Genomic DNA, 21,027 nt, shown 5'->3' with positions numbered 1-21,027 from the left:
CCGGCTTGACCTGCGGCAGATCGCTCGCTGAATTTTCCCTCCACTCTGTGCGACGTGTCCGATTTCTGTAACACACCGTCTATCTAGCGGGCGTGAGGCAGGGAATGATTGCCGGCTTCATGCAGTACGTCGTGATAACAAGGAGAAGAAGATGTTGCGAGCGGTAAGGGGAGGGCTGCTGTTCGGCCTGCTGGGGAGCGCTGCGATGCCGGCGCTGGCGGACTACGTCACGGTGATTTCCTTCGGTGGCGCCAACAAGGCAGCGCAGGAAGCGGCCTTCTACAAGCCGTTCAAGGAAGTGACCGGCAACGCCGTCGTCCACGGCTCCTACAACGGCGACCTGGCCAAGCTCAAGCGCATGGTGGAAATCAGCCATGTGTCCTGGGATGTGGTGGAAGTCGAGGCCCCCGAACTCGCGCGCGGTTGCGAGGAAGGGCTGTTCATGAAGCTCGACCCCAAGACCCTGGGCAACACCGCCGATTTCGTTCCCGGCGCGGTGCAGCCGTGCGGCGTCGGCATCTTCGTCTGGACCACGCTGCTGGCCTACAACCAGAGCAAGCTGCAGGGCACGCCCAGCAGCTGGGCGGACTTCTGGGACACCAGGAAATTCCCCGGCAAGCGCGGCCTGCGCTGGGGCGCCAAGTACAGCCTGGAATTCGCCCTGATGGCCGACGGCGTTGCGCCCAAGGACGTCTACAAGGTGCTCGCCACCAACGACGGCGTCGACCGCGCTTTCCGCAAGCTCGATGAGCTGAAGCCGAGCATCAACTGGTGGAAGTCCGGCCAGGACCCGGTGCGCGACCTCGCCGATGGCACCGTGGTGATGAGCTCCGCCTACAACGGCCGGATCGCCGCCGCGCAGGCCGAGCAGAAGGGCTTCCGCATGGTCTGGGCCGGCGGCATCTACGACTTCGACTTCTGGGCGCTGCCCTCGGGCGTGTTCAAGAAGGAGCTGGCCGAACAGTTCGTCAACTTCGCCGGCCAGCCGCAGCAGCAGAAGGCTTTCGCCGAGAACATCGCCTACGGCCCGACCAACCGCAAGGCCGTGGAACTGCTGGCGCCGGACGTGGCCGCCAACCTGCCCACCGCGCCGCAGAACATCGCCAATGCCGTGGGCATGAACGTGGCGTTCTGGGCCGAGCACGGCGACGCGCTGGAACAGCGCTTCCAGGCCTGGGCCAAGCGGTGATCGACGGACTGCCGGCCAGCCATTGGTCGGCAGTTGGTTTCCCTGGTTTTGTAGGGCGATCCCTACAAAGCATCCTCTCTAAGCCTTATAGCAATCTCTCATACCGCCCGATTTGCGCGTAGGTGTTGCTTCTCTAGTCTTGAGATCAACGGCATTTACAAAAAAACAAAGGTGCGGTGATGGCCGAGAATCAGGCAAACGATGTGCTGGTGAGTTTCCGTGGCGTGCAGAAGAGCTACGACGGCGAATCCCTCATCGTGAAGGACCTCAATCTGGACATTCGCAAAGGCGAATTCCTGACACTGCTGGGGCCTTCCGGTTCCGGCAAGACCACCAGCCTGATGATGCTGGCCGGTTTCGAAACTCCCACCGCCGGTGAAATCCAGCTCGCCGGCCGCGCCATCAACAACGTCCCCCCGCACAAGCGCGACATCGGCATGGTGTTCCAGAACTATGCCCTGTTCCCGCACATGACGGTGGCCGAGAACCTGGCCTTCCCGCTCTCCGTGCGCGGCATGAGCAAGACCGACGTCAGCGAGCGCGTGAAGCGTGCGCTGTCGATGGTCCAGCTCGACACCTTCGCCGGCCGCTATCCCGGCCAGCTTTCCGGTGGTCAACAGCAGCGCGTGGCCCTGGCCCGTGCGCTGGTCTTCGAGCCGCAACTGGTGCTGATGGACGAACCCCTGGGTGCGCTGGATAAACAGCTGCGTGAACACATGCAGATGGAGATCAAGCACATCCACCAGCGCCTGGGCGTGACCGTGGTCTACGTGACCCACGACCAGGGCGAAGCCCTGACCATGTCCGACCGCGTGGCTGTGTTCCACCAGGGCGAGATCCAGCAGATCGCCCCGCCGGCCGAGCTCTACGAGCACCCGCGCAACTCCTTCGTCGCCAACTTCATCGGCGAGAACAACCGCATCGCCGGCCAGCTCCAGGCCCGCGATGGCGACCGCTGCACCGTCGGCTTGGCCCGTGGCGAGAAGGTCGAGGCGCTGGCGGTCAACGTCGGCAATGTCGGCGACACCGTCAGCCTGTCGATCCGCCCCGAGCGCGTGCGCCTGAACGGCCACAGCGAAAACTGCGCGAACCGCTTCTCCGGCCGCGTCGCCGAGTTCATCTACCTGGGCGACCACGTGCGCATTCGCCTGGAGGTCTGCGGCCGTACCGATTTCTTCGTCAAACAGCCGATCGCCGAGCTCGATTCCGCGCTCAGTGTTGGCGACGTGGTTCCGCTGGGCTGGGAAGTCGAGCACGTCCGCGCGCTCGACCCACTGTCCGCGGCGTAACAGCGCGGCCCGGCCACTCCCGGACGCATCCAAGAAAAACAAACCTGCACACTGTGGAGACAACAATAATGTCGAAGTCCTTGAAAGCATCGGGGCTCAAACTCGCAGCGCTGACTCTGGGCGTGGCCTTCGCGGCCCAGTCCATGGCTGCCACCGACCTGACCGTGGTGTCCTTCGGCGGCGCCAACAAGAACGCCCAGGTGAAGGCGTTCTACGGCCCCTACGAGAAGAGCAGCGGCAACAAGATCGTCGCCGGCGAGTACAACGGCGAGATGGCCAAGGTGAAGGCCATGGTCGACACCAACAGCGTCTCCTGGGACCTGGTGGAAGTCGAGTCGCCGGAACTGGCCCGCGGCTGTGACGAAGGCCTGTTCGAAACCATCGACCCGGCCATCCTCGGCAAGGCCGAAGACTACGTACCGGGCGCCGTGAGCAACTGCGGCGTGGGCTTCTTCGTCTGGTCCACCGTGCTGGCCTACAACGCCGACAAACTGAAGACCGCGCCGACCAGCTGGGCCGATTTCTGGGACACCCAGAAGTTCCCGGGCAAGCGTGGCCTGCGCAAGGGCGCCAAGTACACCCTGGAATTCGCCCTGATGGCCGACGGCGTCGCGCCCAAGGACGTCTACAAGGTGCTGGCCACCAAGGAAGGCCAGGATCGCGCGTTCAAGAAACTCGACCAGATCAAGCCGAACATCCAGTGGTGGGAAGCCGGCGCCCAGCCGCCGCAGTACCTCGCTTCCGGTGACGTGGTCATGAGCTCCGCCTACAACGGCCGCATCGCCGCCGTGCAGAAAGAGAGCAACCTGAAGATCGTCTGGAACGGCGGCATCTACGACTTCGACGCTTGGGCCATCCCGAAAGGCGCCAAGAAAGTCGACGAGAGCCTGAAGTTCATCGCCTTCTCGGTTCAGCCCGAGCAGCAGAAGACCTACTCCGAAAACATCGCCTACGGCCCGGTCAACAAGAACGCCGTACCGCTGCTGAGCAAGGACCTGCTGAAAGACATGCCGACCACCCCGGAAAACATGCAGGGCCAGGTCGGCATGGACGTGACCTTCTGGGCTGACTACGGCGAGCAGCTGGAACAGCGCTTCAACGCCTGGGCCGCCAAGTAAGCAAGCCCTTACCGCCACGGCCGCCCGGACCGTGGCGGACCGGAACCGCTGCTCCCCCTCGCGGCGGTTCCTCCTGACACCACACCTTGGCCGCCCTCGGGCGGCCCGTTTTACCGGAGTTCGCTATGGCCACCGCTGTGTCGATGAACGAGGTCGCCGGCCCCACCCTCAAGCAGCGCCTGGCGCGCGCGGAGCGGATGAACCGCCTGAAGTCGCAGGCGCTGGTCCTGCCCCTGCTGGTCTTCCTCCTGCTGACCTTCCTCGTGCCCATCGCGGCACTGCTCTACAAGAGCGTGAACAACCCCGAGGTCGTCGGTGCGCTGCCGCTGACCGTCAACGCCATTTCCGCCTGGGACGGCAAGTCGCTGCCCTCGGACGAGGTGTACAAGGCGCTGAGCGACGACCTGGTCGCCGCGCGCAAGAACCAGACCATCGGTGACCTGTCCAAGCGCTTGAACATGGAACTGGCCGGCTACCGCAGCCTGTTGTCCAAGACCGCTCGCGCGCTGCCGTTCAAGGAGCAGCCGGCGTCCTACAAGGACGCGATGGAAGCCCTCGACGAGCGCTGGGGCGACCCGGCCTACTGGCAGGCGATCCGTCGCAACGCCAGTTCCGTCACTCCGTATTACCTGCTGGCGGCGCTCGATCACCGCATCGATGACCTGGGCGAGATCGCCCGCGCCACGCCCGACCAGTCGATCTACCTGGACATCTTCGCCCGTACCTTCTGGATGGGCGCGGTGATCACCCTGATCTGCCTGGCGCTGGCCTACCCGCTGGCCTACTTGCTGGCGATCCTGCCGACCCGCAAGTCCAACCTGCTGATGATCATGGTGCTGCTGCCGTTCTGGACCTCGATCCTGGTGCGCGTCGCCGCGTGGATCGTGCTGCTGCAGTCGGGCGGCCTGATCAACGGCGCGCTGCTGAAGATGGGCCTGATCGACCAGCCGCTGCAGTTGGTGTTCAACCGTACCGGCGTTTACATCTCCATGGTCCACATCATGCTGCCGTTCATGATCCTGCCGATCTACAGCGTGATGAAGGGCATCTCCCCCAGCTACATGCGCGCCGCGATCTCGCTGGGCTGCCACCCGTTCTCCAGCTTCTGGAAGGTCTACTTCCCGCAGACCGTGGCGGGCGTCGGCGCCGGTTGCCTGCTGGTGTTCATCCTGTCGATCGGCTACTACATCACCCCGGCCCTGCTGGGCAGCCCGAACGACCAGATGGTCAGCTACTTCGTCGCCTTCTACACCAACACCACCATCAACTGGGGCATGGCCACGGCCCTGGGCGGCCTGCTGCTGTTCGCCACCCTGGTGCTCTACGTGATCTATGGCTGGCTGGTGGGCGCGAGCCGCCTGCGCCTGGGCTGATGAGGAGAACAAGAAGATGCTGAGCCCGTACATGTCCCCGGTCGAGCGCGTGTGGTTCTACACCCTGCGCATCCTCTGCGGCCTGATCCTGCTGTTCCTGGTGCTGCCGGTACTGGTCATCGTGCCGCTGTCGTTCAACTCCGGCACCTTCCTGGTCTACCCGCTGCAGGGCTTCTCCCTGCGCTGGTACGCCGACTTCTTCAACTCCGCCGAGTGGATGCGCGCGCTGACCAACAGCATCATCGTCGCCCCGGCGGCCACCGTGCTGGCGATGGTCTTCGGCACCCTGGCGTCGATCGGCCTGACCCGTGGCGAGTTCCGCGGCAAGGCGCTGGTCATGAGCCTGGTGATCTCGCCGATGGTCGTGCCGGTGGTGATCATCGGCGTGGCCAGCTACCTGTTCTTCGCGCCGCTGGGCCTGGGCAACAGCTACATCTCGCTGATCATCGTCCACGCGGTGCTGGGTGTGCCCTTCGTCATCATCACCGTGTCGGCGACCCTGCAGGGCTTCAACTACAACCTGGTGCGCGCCGCCGCCAGCCTGGGCGCGCCGCCGGTGCTGACCTTCTTCAAGGTCACCCTGCCGCTGATCGCTCCCGGTGTGATTTCCGGCGCGCTGTTCGCCTTCGCTACCTCCTTCGATGAAGTGGTGGTGACCCTGTTCCTCGCCGGCCCCGAGCAGGCCACTCTGCCGCGCCAGATGTTCAGCGGCATCCGCGAGAACCTCAGCCCGACCATCGCCGCCGCGGCGACCCTGCTGATCGGCTTCTCCGTCGTGCTCCTGCTGACCCTCGAGTGGCTGCGCGGCCGCAGCGAGAAACTGCGTACCGCACCGACTTCCTGATTCACAGTGTTTCGCGGACGGTTGCGTCCCTGTGCTCACCCGCAGGGGTGGGATCGATCCGCGATTTTTTTTGCCCGCGTTCCTGCTCCCACCGACATCCTTTCCGTTTCGACTATCGGCCCGATCCCCTTCGAGCCGTCCGAGCGGCTACAATGCGCGCCATCCGTGATTTCCGCCCACAGAGGTGCGCCATGCAACCCTATGCCATCGCTCCGTCGATCCTGTCCGCCGATTTTGCCCGCCTGGGCGAGGACGTCGACAAAGTGCTCGCCGCCGGCGCCGACATCGTCCACTTCGACGTGATGGACAACCACTACGTGCCGAACCTGACCATCGGCCCGATGGTCTGCACGGCCCTGCGCAAGTACGGCGTCACCGCGCCCATCGACGTGCACCTGATGGTTTCCCCGGTGGACCGCATCATCGGCGACTTCATCGAGGCCGGCGCCACCTACATCACCTTCCACCCCGAAGCCACCCAGCACATCGACCGTTCCCTGCAACTGATCAAGGACGGCGGCTGCAAGGCCGGGCTGGTATTCAACCCGGCGACCTCGCTGGACGCGCTGAAGTACGTGATGGACAAGATCGACATGGTCCTGCTGATGAGCGTGAACCCCGGCTTCGGCGGACAGAAGTTCATCCCCGGCACCCTCGACAAGCTGCGCGAAGCCCGCGCGCTGATCGATGCCTCCGGCCGCGATATCCGCCTGGAGATCGACGGCGGAGTGAACGTGAAGAACATCCGCGAGATCGCCGCTGCTGGCGCCGACACCTTCGTCGCTGGCTCCGCCATCTTCAACGCACCGGACTACGCCGAGGTCATCCGCGCCATGCACGCTGAGCTGGCGCAGGCGCGCAAGTGATGAGTGCTGCACAGCTGCCGTTCGCCGGGCTGCCGCGTCTGGTGATGTTCGACCTGGACGGCACCCTGGTGGACTCGGTCCCCGACCTCGCCGCGGCGGTGGACAAGATGCTGCTGGCGCTCGGACGCCAGCCGGCTGGCCTGGACGCGGTGCGTCACTGGGTCGGCAACGGTGCACGCGTACTGGTGCGCCGCGCCCTGGCGGGCGACATCGAGCATGAAAGTGTCAGCGAGGAAGACACCGAGCGCGCCCTCGAACTGTTCATGGACGCCTACGCCGACAGCCACGCGCTGACCGTGGTCTACCCCGGCGTGATCGAGACCCTGAAGTGGCTGAAGAAGCGCGACGTCGAGCTGGCGCTGATCACCAACAAGCCCGAGCGCTTCGTCGGCCCGCTGCTGGACGAGATGAAGCTGGGCAAGTTCTTCCGCTGGATCATCGGTGGCGACACCCTGCCGCAGCAGAAGCCCGACCCGGCCGCGCTGCTGTTCGTGATGAAGATGGCCGGTGTCTCGGCGGAACAGGCCCTGTTCGTCGGCGACTCGCGCAACGACATCCTCGCCGCCAAGGCCGCCGGCGTGCGCAGTGTGGGGCTGAGCTACGGCTACAACCACGGTCGCCCCATCGCCGAGGAAACCCCGACGCTGGTGCTCGACGACCTGCGCCATCTGCTGCCTTGCTTCGATTCGGGCAAAGCGATAGTGTTGCCCGACTCCGCTTCAAAACCCGCTCAGCGAGACAGCACCGTGGAAACGGCTCCCCACACACTCTGGATGAAAGTCATCAAGGCCCTGGCCCGCTGGCGCTGGCGCGCCTGACATCCTTTGGCCGGTTCGCCCGGCGCGTGTGTGCACCCAAGTCCGTTACCTCCTCATTCCACGAGGCTGATCATGACCCGCGAAGAATTCCAGCGCCTGGCCGCCGAAGGCTACAACCGCATTCCGCTGACCTGCGAAACCCTTGCCGACTTCGATACCCCGTTGTCGATCTACCTCAAGCTGGCCGACGGCCCCAACACCTACCTGCTCGAGTCCGTGCAGGGCGGCGAGAAGTGGGGCCGCTACTCGATCATCGGCCTGCCGAGCCGCACCGTGCTGCGCGTCTATGGCCACCAGGCGAGCATCAAGGTCGACGGCGTCGAGACCGAGAGCTTCGAATGCGCCGACCCGCTGGCCTTCGTCGAGGAGTTCAAGGAGCGCTACCGCGTACCGACCATCGCCGGCCTGCCGCGTTTCAACGGCGGCCTGGTCGGTTACTTCGGCTATGACTGCGTGCGCTACGTCGAGCAGCGCCTGGCGCAGTGCCCGAACCCCGATCCGCTGAACAACCCGGACATCCTGCTGATGGTCTCCGACGCGGTGGTCGTGTTCGACAACCTTGCCGGCAAGATGCACGCGATCGTCCTCGCCGATCCGGCCCAGGCCGATGCCTACGACCAGGGCCTGGCCCAGCTGGAGGAACTGCTGGAGCGCCTGCGCCAGCCGATCACGCCGCGCCGCGGCCTGGATTTCAGCGCCGTGAATGCCCCGGAGCCGCAGTTCCGCGCCAGCTTCACCCGCGAGGACTACGAGCGCGCCGTCGGCACCATCAAGGAATACATCCTGGCTGGCGACTGCATGCAGGTCGTGCCGTCGCAGCGCATGTCCATCGACTTCAGCGCCGCGCCCATCGATCTGTACCGCGCGCTGCGCTGCTTCAACCCGACGCCGTACATGTACTTCTTCAACTTCGGCGACTTCCATGTCGTCGGCAGCTCGCCGGAAGTGCTGGTGCGGGTCGAGGATGGCGAAGTCACCGTACGCCCCATCGCCGGTACCCGCCCGCGTGGCGCGACCGAAGAGGCCGACCGTGCGCTGGAAGAAGACCTGCTGTCGGACGCCAAGGAAATCGCCGAGCACCTGATGCTCATCGACCTGGGCCGCAACGACGTCGGCCGCGTGTCGCAGACCGGAAGCGTGAAGGTCACCGAGCAGATGGTGATCGAGCGCTACTCCAACGTGATGCACATCGTCTCCAACGTGAATGGCCAGCTGAACGAGAAGCTCAGCGCGATGGACGCCCTGCGCGCCATCCTGCCGGCCGGCACCCTGTCCGGTGCGCCGAAGATCCGTGCGATGGAAATCATCGACGAGCTGGAACCGGTCAAGCGCGGCGTCTACGGCGGCGCCGTGGGTTACCTCGCGTGGAATGGCAACATGGACACCGCCATCGCCATCCGTACCGCGGTGATCAAGAACGGCGAGCTCCACGTCCAGGCCGGCGGCGGCATCGTCGCCGACTCGGTGCCGGCAGCGGAGTGGGAAGAAACCATCAACAAGCGCCGCGCGATGTTCCGCGCCGTCGCGCTGGCCGAGCATACCGCCAAGGTCCATGGCCGCGATTGAGTCGCTGACCGGATGAAAAAAGCCCCGCTTCGGCGGGGCTTTTTTCATCCAGTGGCGCCAGGTGCATATTGAGGCGCACCTGGCAGCCTGACGCTTTAACTGATCAGTAGCTTCAGCTTGCGTAAGGGAGCGGTGACTCGCCAGCTCGTCGAGGATTTCAGATTGACGATCTCTCGCTGGCAGGAGTGCAGCGTGGATTTCAGCTCCTTGATCTCGCTGTTCGCGGCACTCAGGATGTCCGCCGGATCTTCAGTCGTCTGGGCCGGGCTGCCCAGAGCCGTGTTGATCCAAACCTGAGTGCCATCCAGATAGGTCAGCGCGGTGAGGTCGCCCCCATTGGCCAGCGCGAACTTGCAGGGCTTCTCGTAGGTCAGGCGCCAGCCATTGTCGTACAGGAGCCCGATGAGCTCTCCTTCGATTCGGCGGCTGTGGGTTGCGATCAGCAGGACCCGGACCTTGCGCTGCAGGGCGTCCAGCGACTTGCGAACGGCGCGGTACTCGAAGCCCTGGATGTCCAGGTGCATGAAATCAACGGACTGGACATCCTTCAAGACGCTTTCGATGGTGTAGGTATTAACCTGCTCGGTCACCACCTTGACGCCGCGATAGTCGATGTCGCTGCCATTTTCGATTGCGGCGGCCCCCCAGTCATGAATGCTCTGCGCGCCGAACGAGGTAACGCCGTTTTCGTCCGAGATCGCGCCATGCACGACTTCGATGGAGGTAGATGCGTCTCCCCCATGGCCCTTTTCGTTGGGTACGGGAAGGCCGTTGTCCGACAGATTCGAGTGCATGAGTGCCAGTCGTTGGCGATCCGCTTCAACGGCAATCATGTGAATCTTCTGGATGCCTTTCCTGGCGGCGGCGCGTGCACCGAAGACTACCCAGGGACCATATCCGGCTCCCAGTTCAACGACAGTGAAGCTATCGCCGGCACTTTCCACTGCATGCAGTGCGGCGATGTATTCGATGGTTTCCGCATGCAGCCCGTCGTCGGGGAACGGAACGCGGCCGATCTGCGTTTCATTCGGGTGTTCGTCCAGCCCGAAGTACGACAATCGGGTCCGGGTGCCGGAGAAGTCGGTATAGAAGCCCTTTTCAGGAACAGCGTCCGGATTCTTGTAGAACTCGAACACCTTGAGGTCTTCGGGCGCAACGCCCAGATAGACCTGGTTGTCGGTGAGCACTTCCTTTGTCTGCTGGTCCATCTGCACGTACTTCCTATTATGAGTGACGGGGCGCGGATTGAAGCTAGCAGACATTTTCAGGAAGGAAAGCGAGCGGCAGTTTGTAGGTACTTGCTGTCAGACCACTGCCGGCTGTTTAGCCCTGCGCCGGGTGAGGGCTGCGTCCGCCTGCAGCGAGCGCTCTTCCACATAGGCGGCCAGGTGATCCACCGCGACGTACTGCATCGCCTTGTGGCTGTCATCCAGCGTGGTCACCGGCAGGGCGATGCGTCCGCAGGATAGCGCCTTGCTGAAATTCTCCCGGTTCAGGTTGCGGAACCAGCGCTCGCGCACCTGCTCCAGCGGCACCAGGACGTCCCCGAAAATCTGATAGACCAGGCTTACCGTTTCCGGGCGGGGGGCGGGGCGGACATCTGCGGTCGACTGCATGGGACTCTCCTGTTCCGATGGTGATGGCGACACGATGAATATAGCAAAGGTTGTATTTTTCTTCAATCGACACGCAAGAAAAACCCCGCCGAAGCGGGGTTCTTCCATCGCGAAATGGGCTCAGCGAACCAGGGTCGGTGCGCGGCGATGGCGCACCGTGGACCACCAGAAGACCCAGCCGATCAGGCGGATCTGCCCGCTGTCGAACTGCTCCGCCGGGTACTCCTCGTCGGGGTATTCGTCGCGGTTGAAGCTGCGCAGGCGGATGCCGCCGCCGGGCAGGCGATAGACGAACTTCACCCGCAGCATGCCCTCGTGTTCCAGGGCGTAGATCTCGCCGTCGGTGATGTGCGTGGTGGCCGTGTCGATGCCGATGGTGGAGCCATCCATGATCAGCGGCTCCATGCTGTTGCCGGTGAGCTGGGCGCAGATCGCCGCTGCCGGATCGACTCCCGCGGCGCGCAGCGTGGCGTAGGAGAACCGCAGCTTGCGCCCCTCTATCTCGCGCACGGCGGTGCGTCCGGCGCCGGCCGCCAGTTCCACTTCCTTGTACAGGCGTAGTTCCACTTCGTCCTCGTCCAGCGGTGTGTCGCTATCCCATGGGTGCAGCGGTTCCAGTCGCAGCGGGCTGCCATCGGCCGGCCTCGCGGTGGGTATGCCGGCGACCTGCGTCGGCGCGCCTTCTCCGGTCGCCAGCCAGGTCGGCGAGACCCCCAGCGCGCTGGCGATCTCGATCAGCTTGCGCGTGCTCTGCGCCTTGCCCGAGGTCAGCTTGTGGATGGTGTTCTGCGAAACCCCGGCGGCTTCGGCCAGGGTTTCCTGCTTGAGGTTGCGCGAGGCCATCGCCTGTTTCAGGCGGTCTGCCAGCGTCGATGAGGGTGAGTTTTCCATGGCAGCACTCTACCTCCTGGGTTGTAGCGTGTAAATAGCTTTGGTGTTGACTAAATATAGCCAGAGTTGTAATCATAAAAGCCAGCAGCCCACCGGAGAAACCAGAACCGGTTTGGCTGAAGGGAGGCGACCGGCTTCCCCCTCACCATGGCAAGGAGGCCGTGGGTTGCCTGCGCAGCAGGCTGGAGGATGCGGGTGGGCCAGGAAGGCGCTGCCCGCGTACCGGCAAGGGATGCCGTCCGATGAGTCGGCGTCCGCGACGAACAGATCGCGACTGACCACCCCAGGCGGCCGAAGGCTCGGCGACCACGGAGGGCACGTCGCCAGGAGGACCTTCATGAGCCGACACCCGAACCACGCAATGCAGCCCGAATCCCCCACCGATGCGGAGGTGCGCCATGGCTGACATCGCCGACTACGCCAATGACCTGATGCTGGAGCGCATCGAGGACATGCTGCACAGCCGCCGCTCCCCGGCGGCCATCAGCTCCGCCGAGTCTTGCGAGGATTGCGGCGACGACATCCCTTCGGCGCGCCGCCTGGCCGCGCCGGGCTGCACCCGCTGCATCGACTGCCAGGCAATGGACGAACTGGAGCGGCGGCACTGAGCCGCCAGGGAGAAACGCCGTGATCAAACCCATCGATGAAATGCTCAAGCTCTGGGCCGAAGAGATGCACAATCCGGGCAGCGCCGGCGGCGGTTATGCCGGCGGCAACCTGCTGGCGATGATGATGGCCAACAAGGGCGAGATGATTCGCGGCACGCGGGGCAGCAAGGTAATCCTCGACCGTGTTGCCGAACTGGACCTGATCATCAATCACCTGCCCGACGAGCAGAAGGACGTGGTCACGGAGCATTACCTCAACCGCGACAGCGAAGCGTCACAGAAGTACCGGCACTGCCGCTGCAGCCGCAATACCTTCTACCTGCGCCTGCACGTGGCGCACCAGAGCATCCAGTCGCGGCTGATGCGCCGCGTCGCCTGATCCTTTCCCTTCTTTCTCCGAAGCCCGGCCCTGCGCCGGGCTTCGTGCTTTTCGCGGGTGCTCCTGGGCTATGCTCGCAGTCCATGACGACACCTATCCTGATTCGCCGCGCCGAACCCGCCGACACCGATGCCGTCCTGCGCATCCTCGGTGAAACCTACGAAGCCACCTGGAAGCCCGAGCTGAGCGCCGAAGCTATCGCGCGCTTCGAGTCATCCGCGCATACCCCTGCCTATGTGCGTGAGCGCCTGGCGCATTTCGACGTGGCCTGCATCGACGGCGAGGTCGTCGGCCTGCTCGACTGGCGCGATGACTTCATCGACGCCCTGCATGTTTCTCCTCGCCACCAACGCCGGGGAATTGGTGCGGCGCTGTTGCGCCACGCCGAAACCGCCATCGCCAGCGCGGGCCATGTGCGCATTCGCCTGGAGACCGACACCTTCAACCAGCAGGCGCGGGCCTTTTACGGAGCGCACGGTTATGCGGAGGTCGATTTCTACCCGGACGAGGAATGGCACAGCGGCTTCACCACCGTGTTGATGAGCAAGGGGCTCTGAAATTTCCGATCCTGGATTTCTGTGTTTCGATAGCGCATTGCGGTGTGTCACCAGCATATTGCAGCGCATTCCCCGAGAACCCTTGTTCCGGCGGGAATCGGGGGGTAAAAAGTAGTCATTCTTGTAAAGGTGCGTCCCCAGGGAGCACAACGCGAAACCCCGAAAAGCCCGGCCACTGAGCCGGGCTTTTTCATGCCCGCGTTTTCTGATCCGCCGGTTGCGGCGGATGGCCGGCGAGCACGCCGGCAGTCATCCCCGGTTGGCTGATAGCCGCCGGTTTCGCCCGTTCGCGGGCGTCTTTATCCAAGGTGAGCCAATGGGCAACGAACCTCAGACCCTGGCCGACGTGCCTTTGTGGGGGCTGATCCTGCTCGCGGTCGCGGGCGGCATCAGCGGTGAAATGTGGCGCGCCGACAAGGCGGGCCTGGGCGGCTGGCGGTTGCTGCGGCGGCTGGCATTGCGCTCTGGCGCCTCCATCGTCTGCGGCATGGCGGTGATGTTCCTGGCCATGGCCTGCGGCGCCTCGCTGACCCTGGCGGCGGCCATCGGCAGCTTGACTGCGGCGGCCGGCGCGGAGATCGCCGTCGGCCTTTATGAACGCTGGGCGGCTAAACGCCTGGGTGTCTGCGAGTTGCCGCCGAGCGAGCGCGGACAAGAGTGAAGCAGCGAGGAGACGACATGTCCGAACAACCTTTGACCCTGGCGCTGTTGCTCGATGCGGTCGAGCAGACGCTGAGCGCACGACTGAGCGAGATCGGCGCTTACCTGCGCGGCCCGCTGAAGCAGGTCCCGGCGACACTCCCTGCGCTGGTGCTGGAGTACGCCGGGATGCTGCCGGGCCGGGATCCCGGCAATGGCCAGACGGCACTGCTCTGCCGCCTGCAGGCACGCCTGCTGGTGGCGCGCGACGATGCCGAAGCCGAGGAGCTGGCGCTGCGCACTGTCGCGGCGCTGGCGGTACTGCTGCGTGCACAGAACTGGGGTCTGGAGCTGGAACCGGTGAGCTTCATCCAGGCACAGCCTGAGCTCGACAACCCGGCGCTCGCAGCCTGCCGCGTGTGGCGGGTGGAGTGGCAGCAGCCCGTATTGCTGGGCGAGACCGAGTGGCCGTGGGAGGACCAGCCGCCGGGCAGTCTCATGCTGGGCTTCGACCCCGAAACCGGCCCCGGCCATGAGGACGACTACTTCGATCCGGGAGCCCTGCAATGAACCAGGACTACGTGAGTGCCGAGCACGACCGCATGCTGGCCGCGCTGGTCATGCCCTGCGAAGTGGTGGCCGTGGACCTGGCGGCGGCGCGGGTGCGCGTGCGCTCCGGCGAATGGACCAGCGCCTGGGTGCGCTGGCATGCCCAGGCCGCAGGCGCCGCACGGCACTGGCGCGCGCCGAGCCTGGGCGAGCAGGGCGTACTGCTCAGCCCGTCCGGCATGGCCGCGATGGGCACCTTCGTGCCGGGGCTGTTCGGCGCTGCCTCGTCGGCGCCGAACAATCGAGGCGAAGTGGAGAGCTGGCATTTTCCCGATGGCGCAGTGCTCAGCTACGACTGGCAGGCGCATCGCTATGACCTGCAACTGCCCGCCGGCACCGCCACGGTAAAGGTCGGCGGCACCCAGGTGGTGATCGATCCCGGAGCGGTGAGCGTGACTGCCGCCAGCATCCTGCTGACCGGGCCGGTGACCATCAAGGGCGCGCTGACGGTGAACGGCAACATCAGCAGCACCGGCTCGATCCTGGACACCGCCGGCAACAGCAACCACCACACCCATTGAAGTCGCATCGACTTCCAACCCGGGCCCGCCACGTGCGGGCCTCTGCATTTCTGGAGACCTGCCATGGGCAACTTTTCCCGTGCGCACCCTGAGCGACGGAGGGCGCGGCCATGATCGGCATGGATCGACGCAACGGCCAGCCGCTGGGCGCGCTGGCGCACCTGAAGCAATCCATCGAGGACATTCTTGCCACCCCGCTGGGCAGCCGGCGCATGCGCCCGGAGTACGGTAGCCGCCTGCGGCGCATGGTCGACCTGCCCGTCACCGAAGGCTGGAAGGGCGCGCTACAGGCGGAAGTGGCCCGTGCCATCGGCCGCTGGGAGCCCCGTCTGCGGCTGAGTTCGGTGCAGGTCGTGGCGGTGGTCGCCGGCAGCGTTTCGCTGCGCCTGCGCGGCGTCTACCTGGGCGACGAGATCGGACTGGAGGTGGCGGCATGAGCCTGATCGACCTGTCCCAGCTGCCGGCGCCGCAGGTGGTCGAGAACCTCGATTACGAGACGCTCTACGAAGAGCTGCTGGCGGATTTCCGTAGTGCCATGGGCGAAGGCTGGACAGCGGCGGTGGAGTCCGATCCGGTGGTCAAGCTGCTCGAGCTGGCGGCCTATCGCGAGCTGCTGCTGCGCGCCCGGATCAACGACGCTGCCCGTGCGGTGATGCTCGGTTATGCGACCCAGGGCGACCTCGACCAACTGGCCGCCGGCTACAACGTCAAGCGCCTGGTGATCCAGGAAGCGGATGCCACGACCTCGCCACCGACGCCCGCCGTGCTGGAGGGAGACGACTCCCTGCGCAACCGCACCCAGCTGGCCTTCGACCAGCTGTCCGTGGCCGGGCCGCGCAATGCCTACGTGGCCTTCGCGCTCGGCGCCGATGGTCGTATCGCCGACGTTTCGGCGATCAGCCCGCAGCCGTGCGAGGCGCTGGTCAGCGTGCTGTCTTCCGAGGGCAATGGTGCGGCGTCGGCCGACCTGCTGGATGCCGTGCGCGAGGCGCTGAACGACGAAGATGTGCGCCCGGTGGGCGACCGCCTCACGGTGCAGTCTGCCGCCATCGTGCCCTATCAGGTCGATGCGCTGCTCTACATCTATCCGGGCCCGGAGGCCGAGCTGATCCAGCAGGCCGCCGAGGCTTCGCTGCAGACCTACATCGCCACCCAGCGCCGCATCGGCCGCGACATCCGTCGCAGCGCGCTGTTCGCCGCGCTGCATGTGGAAGGCGTGCAGCGTGTCGAGCTGGCCAAGCCGGCTGCCGACGTGGTGCTCGACTCGACCCAGGCGGCGTACTGCAGCGGCTACCAGATCCGCGTGGGTGGCTCCGATGAGTAGCCGCCTGCTGCCGATCAACTCGACGCCGCTGGAGCGGGTACTGGCGGATGTACAGGTCGGCGACCTGCCGGTGCCCCTGCGCGAGCTGATGGATCCGCAACGCTGTCCTGTTTCTCTGCTGCCCTATCTGGCCTGGGCCTGGTCGGTGGACCGCTGGGACCCGGCCTGGAGCGAGGTGGTGAAGCGCAAGGCAGTGGCCGCTGCGTTCCGCATCCACCAGCACAAGGGAACCATCGCCGCGCTGCGGCGGGTGATCGAGCCGCTGGGCTACCTGATCGAGATCATCGAGTGGTGGCAGGGCTCGCCCATGGGCGCGCCGGGCACCTTCCGCCTGCGCATCGGCGTACTCGACAGCGGGATCAGCGAGGAAATGTACCAGGAGGTGGAGCGTCTGATCGAGGACGCCAAGCCGCTCACGCGGCACCTCATCGGGCTGGATATCAGCCTGGAATCCCAGGGGCGGATCACCGTCGGCTCCGGGCAATACGACGGCGACATCGTCACCGTCTACCCCTACCTCCCGGATGTCATCGAAGCGATCGGCACCCACGGCTTGCCGGGCCGGGAGCACACCATCGATAGCTTGAGTGTCTACCCATGGCAGTAACCTACTACGCACTTCTCACCACGATCGGTGCCGGCAAGCTGGCGAATGCCACCGCGCTGGGCACCACCCTGAAAATCACCCAGCTTGCCGTGGGCGACGGCGGCGGCAACGTGCCGACCCCCGACGCCAGCCGCACGCAGCTGGTCAACGAAGTCCGCCGTGCGCCGCTGAACCGCCTGAGCGTGGACCCGGCGAACAGCGCGCAGATCATCGCCGAACAGGTCATCCCCGAAGACGTGGGTGGCTGGTGGATCCGCGAGATGGGCCTGTACGACGAAGCCGGCGCGCTGATCGCCTACGCCAACTGCGCGCCGTCCTACAAACCGCAACTGGCCGAAGGCAGCGGCCGGACCCAGACCGTACGCATCGTGCTGATCGTCAGCAATGCTGCTTCGGTGGAGCTGAAGATCGACCCGAGTGTGGTGCTGGCGACGCGGGAGTACGTGGATAACTCCATCGTCACGGCGCTGAATCGGCTGGACTACAAGCAGTCAGTGCGCGCGGCGACTACCGCGAGCATTACCCTGAGTGGCCTGCAGACCCTGGATGGCATCGCGCTGGCAGTCGGCGACCGGGTGCTGGTGAAGAATCAGAGCAATGCCGTGGACAACGGCTTGTACCTCGTTGCCTCCGGCCCCTGGAGGCGTGCGACGGATGCCGATGAGAACAGCGAGGTGACGCCGGGGCTGACCGTTACCGTGGAGAGCGGTGCGGCTCAGGCGGACAGCGTCTGGCAGTTGGTGACCGATGGCGCGATTGTCCTGGGCGCCACGGCGCTGACGTTCCAGAACATTACCAATGGCTTGGCGAAGCTGGCTTCGCCGGCGTTTTCTGGCACGCCGACCGCTCCAAGCCCTGCTCAAGGCGATCTGTCGTCTCGCCTGGCCACCACCACCTACGTGCGCAACCTGGTATCCGGTCAGCTCGTCAAGTCGGTTGCCGGAGGCAGCGATGTCACGCTGACCTCGGATGAGGTCGGTTACGGCATGCTGGTCTTTACCGGAGCGCTTACTGCAAACATCAATGTGGTCGTGCCGAATGGCTACCAACAATGGGTAGTCCATAACCGTACTAGTGGCGCCTTCAGTCTGACGCTAAAGACGTCAGCTGGCACAGGAGTAACTGTGACGCAGGGGCGACAGCGGATGCTGGTTTGCAATTCTGTCGATGTGTATTCGCCAGAGTTTGACTATGTGAATACACCTCTCCTAGGTGTTCCAACTGCCCCAACCGCGGCGGGGGGAACGAATACCCAGCAGCTAGCCACTACTGCATTCGTACAAACGGCAATATCGACGTTGGCGCCATTGGCCTCTCCGAACTTCTCCGGAAATCCCTCGGCTCCGACTGCACAGCAATTCGACAATGATACGTCTCTGGCAACTACTGCCTTCGTCCAGAAGGCCCTTGGCAGTCTTAATGGAACTTCCGCTTATGCGGCCAGTACAAACATTCCTGCCAGTGATGTCGGACGTCTCATACTGGTAAATGCGGCAAGCGGAAACGTCACGCTGACCCTGCCGAGCGGGCTGCCGGTGGGTGCTGTGTTCAAGATCCAGCGCACTGACATCTCTGGCAATTCCGTCACGGTAGTCAGCGGTGGTGCGATTCTGGGGTTGGGTAATTTCACGGCAGGTAGCAGCGTCTCGTCGGTGATCCTGAGGGGATATGACGCGATGGAAATTGTCCACTCCGGCTCGTCCGTTTACTACGCCGTCGGAGGTGCAGGAGCTCTTAGACCACAGGAGTCAGGTTACCAGCGCCTGCCCAGCGGTCTTCTGATTCAGTGGGGAGCCAACATATCTGCAGCTAGCGGTATTTGTGATGTTGTCTGGCCTACAGAGTTTCCCAATGCCGTATTCGTAGCGACAGCTGCCGGACGCTGGGTTTCCCCCGCCTTGCAAGTCTATGTGGGCTTGGGAACACATACGAAGACGGGAGGGCAGTTCTACTGCGTGGGGAATAACGCGACCCCGGGCGTCGCTGGGTTCGAATGGATGGCAATCGGATACTGATCACCGAGTACCGAGTCTTTTCGTTGTAGTGAATTTACCCGTAATCCCGCCCTTCGCCCTTTGCGACCAGGGCAAACCACCCAACCGCCTCCCGGCGGTTTTTTTATGTCTGGAGAAAATCTATGAGCTTCTTTCACGGCGTCACCGTGACCAATGTCGACGTCGGTGCGCGCACCATTGCGCTGCCGTCGTCCTCGATCATCGGCCTGGTGGATACCTTCACCCCCGATGCCAAGCTGACCGCGCAGGCTGATGTGCCGGTGCTGCTTACCAGCCTGCGTGAAGCGGCCGCCGCGTTCGGCACTGCGTCGGCGATCTACAAGTCCTGCACCGCGATCTTCACCCAGTCCGCCGCGGTGGTCGTGGCGGTGGGTGTGGCGAAGATCGAGGATGCGGCACAGCTGACTTCCGCGATCATCGGCACCGTCACCGAAGCCGGCCAGCGTACCGGCCTGCAGGCGCTGCTCGATGGCAAGTCGCGCTTCAACGCCCAACCGCGCCTGCTGATCGCGCCGAAGCATTCCGCTACCCAGGCGGTCGCCACCGCCATGGGCGCGCTGGCCGAGAAACTGCGTGCCATCGCCATCGTCGACGGCCCCAACACCACCGACGAGGCGGCCATCGCCTACGCCGACGAGTTCGGCAGCAAGCGCATCTACCTGGTCGATCCGGGCGTGCAGACCTGGGATACCGCCAGCAGCGCCACGGTCGACGCACCGGCCTCGGCCAATGCCGCCGCGCTGTTCGCCTGGACCGACAGCCAGTACGGCTTCTGGTCCTCGCCGTCGAACAAGGAACTGCTCGGCATCACCGGCACCGGCCGCCCCATCGAGTTCCTCGACGGCGACGAGACCTGCCGCGCCAACCTGCTCAACAACGCCAACATCACCACCATCATCCGCGACGACGGTTACCGCCTGTGGGGCAACCGCACCCTCTCCAGCGACGCCAAGTGGGCCTTCGTGACCCGCGTGCGGACCATGGACATGGTGATGGACGCCATCCTCGCCGGGCACAAGTGGGCGGTCGACCGCGGCATCACCAAGACCTACGTGAAGGACGTCACCGAGGGCCTGCAGGCCTTCATGCGCGACCTGAAGAACCAGGGCGCGGTGATCGACTTCGAGGTCTACGCCGACCCGGAACTCAACACCGCCAGCCAGCTGGCCCAGGGCAAGGTGTACTGGAACATCCGCTTCACCGACGTACCGCCTGCCGAGAACCCCAACTTCCGCGTCGAGGTGACCGATCAGTGGCTCACCGAAGTCCTGGACGCAGCTTAAGGAGAACCCCAGATGATTCCGCAGATCCTCACCAACACCAACCTCTTCGTCGACGGCGTGAGCTTTGCCGGCGACGTGCCGTCCCTGACCCTGCCGACCCTCAAGGTGAAGACCCAGGAGTACCGTGCCGGTGGCATGGACGCTCCGGTCCTGCTCGATGTGGGCCTGGAGGCCATGGAGGCCAAGTTCACCACCAACGGCGCGCGACGCGAGGCCATGAAGTTCTTCGGCCTGAGCGACCAGGGCGCTTTCAACGGCACCTTCCGTGGCTCGTTCAAGACCCAGAAGGGCGGCACCGTGCCGGTGGTCGCCACCGTCCGCGGCCTGCTCAAGGAGATCAACCCGGGCGACTGGAAGGCCGGTGACCTGGCCGCCTGCACTTACAGCGTGGCGGTCACCTACTACAAGCTGGAAGTCGAGGGCCGCGAGATGTTCGAGATCGACCCGGCCAACTCGGTGCGCAAGATCGACGGCGTCGACCAGCTCGCCGCCATGCGTAACGACCTGGGCGTCTGAGGAGAACCGTGATGCAAGACTCCGTCAAACAGCCCGCGTGGCTGAGCCTGTCCGACGACGCGGCGGTGGTGAAACTGTCCCGCCCGACCTCCTGCAACGGCGTCGATGTCGACGCCCTCACCCTGCGTGCGCCGACCGTGCGCGACATTCGCCTGGCCAGCAAGGTGGCCAGCGATGACGAGGAGCGCGAGCTGCAACTGTTCGCCTCGCTGGTGCAGGTTAGCCGCCAGGACCTGGAGGGGCTCAAGCTCAGTGATTACCAGCGCCTGCAACACGCCTACTTTCGCCTGGTGCGAGAGGACGACGATGAGCTTCGCGCTGATGCGCCAGCTGGCGCGGCGACTGGCGACTGAGTCGGGCTTCACGGCCGGTGAACTGGAGCGCATGACCCTCGGCGAC

24 protein-coding genes are annotated in these 21,027 nt (G+C 64.7%); 21 read left to right on the top strand and 3 right to left on the bottom strand.

The window, feature by feature from the left end:
• Nucleotides 1-151 precede the first annotated feature (151 nt).
• The 8 genes from UB43_RS15690 to trpE all read left to right on the top strand — a co-directional run bounded on the left by UB43_RS15690 (nucleotide 152) and on the right by trpE (nucleotide 9,063).
• Nucleotides 152-1,189: an ABC transporter substrate-binding protein gene (locus UB43_RS15690; protein WP_045212690.1), complete on the top strand. Its 1,038-nt coding sequence runs from the start codon at nucleotides 152-154 to the stop codon at nucleotides 1,187-1,189.
• A 179-nt stretch (nucleotides 1,190-1,368) separates the two neighbouring features.
• Complete coding sequence (locus UB43_RS15685; protein ID WP_045212687.1) at nucleotides 1,369-2,478, top strand: ABC transporter ATP-binding protein; 1,110 nt, start codon at nucleotides 1,369-1,371, stop codon at nucleotides 2,476-2,478.
• A 68-nt stretch (nucleotides 2,479-2,546) separates the two neighbouring features.
• Nucleotides 2,547-3,596: an ABC transporter substrate-binding protein gene (locus UB43_RS15680; RefSeq protein ID WP_045212685.1), complete on the top strand. Its 1,050-nt coding sequence runs from the start codon at nucleotides 2,547-2,549 to the stop codon at nucleotides 3,594-3,596.
• Nucleotides 3,597-3,721: 125 nt separating this feature from the next.
• The gene (locus UB43_RS15675; RefSeq protein ID WP_045212683.1) at nucleotides 3,722-4,969 is read left to right on the top strand and encodes an ABC transporter permease; all 1,248 of its coding nucleotides are present in this window, start codon (nucleotides 3,722-3,724) and stop codon (nucleotides 4,967-4,969) included.
• Between the two features lie 16 nt (nucleotides 4,970-4,985).
• Nucleotides 4,986-5,813, top strand: coding sequence for an ABC transporter permease (locus UB43_RS15670; RefSeq protein ID WP_045214142.1), 828 nt, complete (start codon nucleotides 4,986-4,988; stop codon nucleotides 5,811-5,813).
• 191 nt (nucleotides 5,814-6,004) lie between these two features.
• Entirely contained in the window at nucleotides 6,005-6,679 is a 675-nt protein-coding gene (gene rpe, locus UB43_RS15665; RefSeq protein ID WP_045212681.1) for a ribulose-phosphate 3-epimerase, read from the top strand.
• Complete coding sequence (locus UB43_RS15660; RefSeq protein WP_045212679.1) at nucleotides 6,679-7,497, top strand: phosphoglycolate phosphatase; 819 nt, start codon at nucleotides 6,679-6,681, stop codon at nucleotides 7,495-7,497. Before rpe ends, UB43_RS15660 begins: the two co-directional genes overlap by 1 nt.
• Before the next feature lie 72 nt (nucleotides 7,498-7,569).
• Entirely contained in the window at nucleotides 7,570-9,063 is a 1,494-nt protein-coding gene (trpE, locus tag UB43_RS15655) for an anthranilate synthase component I (protein WP_045212678.1), read from the top strand.
• Nucleotides 9,064-9,158: 95 nt separating this feature from the next.
• Here trpE and UB43_RS15650 read toward each other — a convergent pair whose 3' ends face one another.
• The 3 genes from UB43_RS15650 to UB43_RS15640 form a co-directional block, all read right to left on the bottom strand.
• Complete coding sequence (locus UB43_RS15650; protein ID WP_045212676.1) at nucleotides 9,159-10,271, bottom strand: FkbM family methyltransferase; 1,113 nt, start codon at nucleotides 10,269-10,271, stop codon at nucleotides 9,159-9,161.
• A gap of 96 nt (nucleotides 10,272-10,367) precedes the next feature.
• A complete protein-coding gene (locus tag UB43_RS15645) occupies nucleotides 10,368-10,679 on the bottom strand; it encodes a pyocin activator PrtN family protein (protein WP_045212674.1) in 312 nt (103 codons plus the stop codon).
• A 120-nt stretch (nucleotides 10,680-10,799) separates the two neighbouring features.
• On the bottom strand, nucleotides 10,800-11,570 hold the full coding sequence (locus tag UB43_RS15640; protein ID WP_045212671.1) for a helix-turn-helix transcriptional regulator: 771 nt from the start codon (nucleotides 11,568-11,570) through the stop codon (nucleotides 10,800-10,802).
• Between the two features lie 398 nt (nucleotides 11,571-11,968).
• Here UB43_RS15640 and UB43_RS15635 point away from each other — a divergent pair, with 398 nt between their 5' ends.
• From UB43_RS15635 to UB43_RS15575, 13 genes are all read left to right on the top strand, one after another.
• Complete coding sequence (locus UB43_RS15635) at nucleotides 11,969-12,178, top strand: TraR/DksA C4-type zinc finger protein (protein WP_045212668.1); 210 nt, start codon at nucleotides 11,969-11,971, stop codon at nucleotides 12,176-12,178.
• Nucleotides 12,179-12,197: 19 nt separating this feature from the next.
• Entirely contained in the window at nucleotides 12,198-12,557 is a 360-nt protein-coding gene (locus tag UB43_RS15630) for a hypothetical protein (protein ID WP_045212666.1), read from the top strand.
• Nucleotides 12,558-12,640: 83 nt separating this feature from the next.
• Complete coding sequence (locus UB43_RS15625) at nucleotides 12,641-13,114, top strand: GNAT family N-acetyltransferase (protein WP_045212664.1); 474 nt, start codon at nucleotides 12,641-12,643, stop codon at nucleotides 13,112-13,114.
• 316 nt (nucleotides 13,115-13,430) lie between these two features.
• A complete protein-coding gene (locus UB43_RS15620) occupies nucleotides 13,431-13,775 on the top strand; it encodes a phage holin family protein (protein ID WP_024763586.1) in 345 nt (114 codons plus the stop codon).
• A gap of 17 nt (nucleotides 13,776-13,792) precedes the next feature.
• Entirely contained in the window at nucleotides 13,793-14,323 is a 531-nt protein-coding gene (locus tag UB43_RS15615; RefSeq protein WP_045212662.1) for a hypothetical protein, read from the top strand.
• Nucleotides 14,320-14,883 (top strand): phage baseplate assembly protein V, encoded by a 564-nt coding sequence (locus UB43_RS15610; RefSeq protein ID WP_045212660.1) that lies wholly within the window; start codon nucleotides 14,320-14,322, stop codon nucleotides 14,881-14,883. The genes UB43_RS15615 and UB43_RS15610 overlap by 4 nt, the downstream gene beginning before the upstream one ends.
• 110 nt (nucleotides 14,884-14,993) lie before the next feature.
• A complete protein-coding gene (locus UB43_RS15605; RefSeq protein ID WP_045212658.1) occupies nucleotides 14,994-15,320 on the top strand; it encodes a GPW/gp25 family protein in 327 nt (108 codons plus the stop codon).
• Nucleotides 15,317-16,207 (top strand): baseplate J/gp47 family protein, encoded by an 891-nt coding sequence (locus UB43_RS15600; RefSeq protein WP_045212656.1) that lies wholly within the window; start codon nucleotides 15,317-15,319, stop codon nucleotides 16,205-16,207. The genes UB43_RS15605 and UB43_RS15600 overlap by 4 nt, the downstream gene beginning before the upstream one ends.
• A complete protein-coding gene (locus tag UB43_RS15595; protein ID WP_045212654.1) occupies nucleotides 16,200-16,814 on the top strand; it encodes a phage tail protein I in 615 nt (204 codons plus the stop codon). The genes UB43_RS15600 and UB43_RS15595 overlap by 8 nt, the downstream gene beginning before the upstream one ends.
• On the top strand, nucleotides 16,805-18,829 hold the full coding sequence (locus UB43_RS28840) for a phage tail protein (RefSeq protein ID WP_052969553.1): 2,025 nt from the start codon (nucleotides 16,805-16,807) through the stop codon (nucleotides 18,827-18,829). The genes UB43_RS15595 and UB43_RS28840 overlap by 10 nt, the downstream gene beginning before the upstream one ends.
• A gap of 122 nt (nucleotides 18,830-18,951) precedes the next feature.
• Complete coding sequence (locus UB43_RS15585; RefSeq protein WP_045212652.1) at nucleotides 18,952-20,112, top strand: phage tail sheath family protein; 1,161 nt, start codon at nucleotides 18,952-18,954, stop codon at nucleotides 20,110-20,112.
• A gap of 12 nt (nucleotides 20,113-20,124) precedes the next feature.
• Nucleotides 20,125-20,628, top strand: a complete 504-nt coding sequence (locus UB43_RS15580; protein ID WP_024763578.1) for a phage major tail tube protein — start codon at nucleotides 20,125-20,127, stop codon at nucleotides 20,626-20,628.
• An 11-nt stretch (nucleotides 20,629-20,639) separates the two neighbouring features.
• On the top strand, nucleotides 20,640-20,981 hold the full coding sequence (locus UB43_RS15575; RefSeq protein ID WP_045212650.1) for a phage tail assembly protein: 342 nt from the start codon (nucleotides 20,640-20,642) through the stop codon (nucleotides 20,979-20,981).
• Nucleotides 20,982-21,027: the final 46 nt, after the last annotated feature.

Source organism: Pseudomonas sp. 21 (genome assembly GCF_000955805.1).
Classification (GTDB): Bacteria; Pseudomonadota; Gammaproteobacteria; order Pseudomonadales; family Pseudomonadaceae; genus Pseudomonas.
Note: the sequence above shows the minus strand (reverse complement) of the source record. Positions and strands in the feature narration are given on the sequence as shown.